At 23.6% G+C, this 2,633-nt stretch carries 4 protein-coding genes; 1 reads left to right on the forward strand and 3 read right to left on the reverse strand.

The window, feature by feature from the left end:
- The 3 genes from HMPREF0202_RS07040 to HMPREF0202_RS07050 form a co-directional block, all read right to left on the reverse strand.
- The coding region (locus HMPREF0202_RS07040; protein ID WP_023052383.1) for an ATP-dependent helicase at positions 1-1,282 on the reverse strand (1,282 nt) is incomplete at its 3' end.
- A 91-nt stretch (positions 1,283-1,373) separates the two neighbouring features.
- The gene (locus tag HMPREF0202_RS07045) at positions 1,374-1,541 is read right to left on the reverse strand and encodes a 4Fe-4S binding protein (RefSeq protein WP_023052384.1); all 168 of its coding nucleotides are present in this window, start codon (positions 1,539-1,541) and stop codon (positions 1,374-1,376) included.
- 135 nt (positions 1,542-1,676) lie between these two features.
- On the reverse strand, positions 1,677-1,940 hold the full coding sequence (locus tag HMPREF0202_RS07050) for a hypothetical protein (RefSeq protein WP_023052385.1): 264 nt from the start codon (positions 1,938-1,940) through the stop codon (positions 1,677-1,679).
- 209 nt (positions 1,941-2,149) lie between these two features.
- Between HMPREF0202_RS07050 and HMPREF0202_RS07055 the strand changes: the two genes are divergently transcribed.
- Positions 2,150-2,584 (forward strand): MarR family winged helix-turn-helix transcriptional regulator, encoded by a 435-nt coding sequence (locus tag HMPREF0202_RS07055; protein ID WP_023052386.1) that lies wholly within the window; start codon positions 2,150-2,152, stop codon positions 2,582-2,584.
- Positions 2,585-2,633 lie beyond the last annotated feature (49 nt).

The raw sequence follows: 2,633 nt of genomic DNA on the forward strand, positions 1-2,633 counted from the left end.
TTTCTAATTTATATTCATTGTTATAAATTTTACTATTTTCTCTTAACAAAACATAAAGAAAAATACCTATAATTAATATAATTTCTTCTCTATTAAAAAATAGATTTGATCTTGGAGAATAGACACCAATTCCTCTATATTCTAAATAATGAGCTAAAGAAACTATTTTTTTATTCTTCACTGATCTGAATAAAAAAGCTACTTGATTATAATCATTTATTTTTTTTGAATTCTTCATAAAAATTAAAAAATTAGCAATTCTTTCTTGCCATTTATTTTCAGAACTTTCCACAGATAATTTTACGACTCGAGTTCTATCTATATTTTTTTCTTTAGGTACTATTAGTTCTTTTGAATGTCTAAATTCATCCCAATATAAACTATCTATCCACTCTTTACAAAAATTAACTATATCTTTTTCTGATCTATAATTTACTTCTAGTTTAACAACTTTACATATTTTCCCTACTCTTCCTTCAAATTGAAGAATATTCCTAATTGTAGCCCCTCTAAACCTATATATTCCTTGATCATCATCTCCAACTACACAAATATTTTGTTCTTTTCCACCTATTAAAAAAATTAATTTTTCTTGTATTGTATTTGTATCTTGATATTCATCAATCATTGTATATTTTATTTTACTTTGAAGTTTTTTTAGAATTTCTAAATTTTCTTTTAAAATTCTATAAGCTTCACATTGAATCATAGAGAAATCTATAACATTCTCTTCAAAAATTAATTTTTTGTACATTAGGTAACTTTGTGTTAAAAAACTGTTATCATCTAACTCAAGCCCCTCTTCACTAAATTTATTAAACCACTTTATTAAGTTTTCTCCAATTTTCCAGTTAGTTAAATAATTTTTATTTTGAAAAAAATTATTAAATCCATTAATTTCTTTAAAAAATTTTAATTTTGAAAAAACAAAAAATTTTTGATCTACATTATCTAAAACTCTATATCCTCTTTTTAAATTTGAATACTCAATATTCTCATCTATTATTTTCAAACAAATTGAATGAAGTGTTCCTATATACAATCCCTCTAAATATATTTTTTCATTTTTTAATCTATTTCCTATTCTAGTTGTTAACTCCCTTGCTGCTCTTTCTGTAAAAGTAGAAACTAAAATTTCTTCTGGTTTTATATTTTTATCCTTTATCATATAAATCATTCTTTCAACTAAAGTTCTTGTTTTTCCAGAACCTGGACCAGCTATTATAAGTAAAGGTCCATCAATATTTTCTACAGCTTCTTTTTGGCTTAAATTTAAATTCATAATAACCGTCCTTTTTATTTTAGTATACAAAAAAAACAAAAAAAAATAAAGCTTAGGTTTTATACCTAAGCTTTAAACTTTTAATTAATAACTATGCTGTTATTGCTGATACTGGACAAACTCCTGCGCAAGCTCCACAGTCTACACAAGCCTCTCCAATTTCATATTTTCCATTAGCGTCAGCTGATATTGCTGATACTGGGCAAGTTCCTTCGCAAGCTCCACATCCAATACAAGTATCTTTATCTATTACGTGCATTCTAAATACCTCCTGATTTTTTTATGTTTCTATACTTACTATACCCAATTAAATGGAAAAAGTCAAGATAATTTGGTTGAAAAAAATACATTTTTTTCTAAAAACTTTGATTTTCAAATCATGCAATAAACTAATTTAATCTTTTGAATTATCCTTCATCATTTCATTTCTTAATTCATCATTATTTTTAAATTCATTTTGTAATTTTTCATAATATTTCTGTGTAGCTTCTTGAATGGAAACTCCATTTTTTTTTGAATAAGCTTCTATATTTCTTTGATCTATTTCTTGTCTTTCTTGTAAATTCTTTTCATAATCAAAAGTTTTTTCACTTTCAGCATAAGCTATACTTCCTACCAATAAAGTTCCTACTAACATCATTAAATTAAATTTTTTCATTTTTTCCTCCTATTAGAAGATATTTTTCAATTAACAAACACAATTTAAAATATCTCTGTTCTTATTTCTTATATGTATTTATTTTAATCTATTTTAGATTAAATAAATAGATAGTGTGTTCATATATGAATATTTCACCCTTTTTATTTACTTTTATAATTTTAAAGGGTATCATAGAGTATATTCATATAAAAAATTGAGGTGATTCTATGAAAAATAATGAAGGTTCTATTCTTCTTATATCTGCAATTAATAAAGAAATAAATTTTCTTTTCGATAATTTTCTTTCTGAATTAGAAATAACTAAAACAGAAAGTATGTACTTAAGATTGATTCATAATAATCCTGGAATAACACAATATGAAATAGCTAAACTAAGAAAAATTGAAAAATCATTAGTTACAAAATATATTACCAATTTAGAAGATAAAGGATTAATAGAAAAAAAATTACTTGATAAAAGAAAAAAAGGGTTATATCTGATTGAAGATGGTAAAAAAGCAATTAAATTTATCGATGAATTTATTCCTGATTTACAAGAAAAATTTAAAGACCTTTTCACAGATGAGGAATCTAAATTTTTTAATACTTTATTAAAAAAATTAAAACTTCGTCTTGAAGAAGTTAACGAAAGAGAGTCTTAGAAACTCTCTTTCTTATTTTTTACAAAAAATAAAAAAGATTGGCAACTTC

This window comes from Cetobacterium somerae ATCC BAA-474, from assembly GCF_000479045.1.
GTDB lineage: Bacteria > Fusobacteriota > Fusobacteriia > Fusobacteriales > Fusobacteriaceae > Cetobacterium_A > Cetobacterium_A somerae.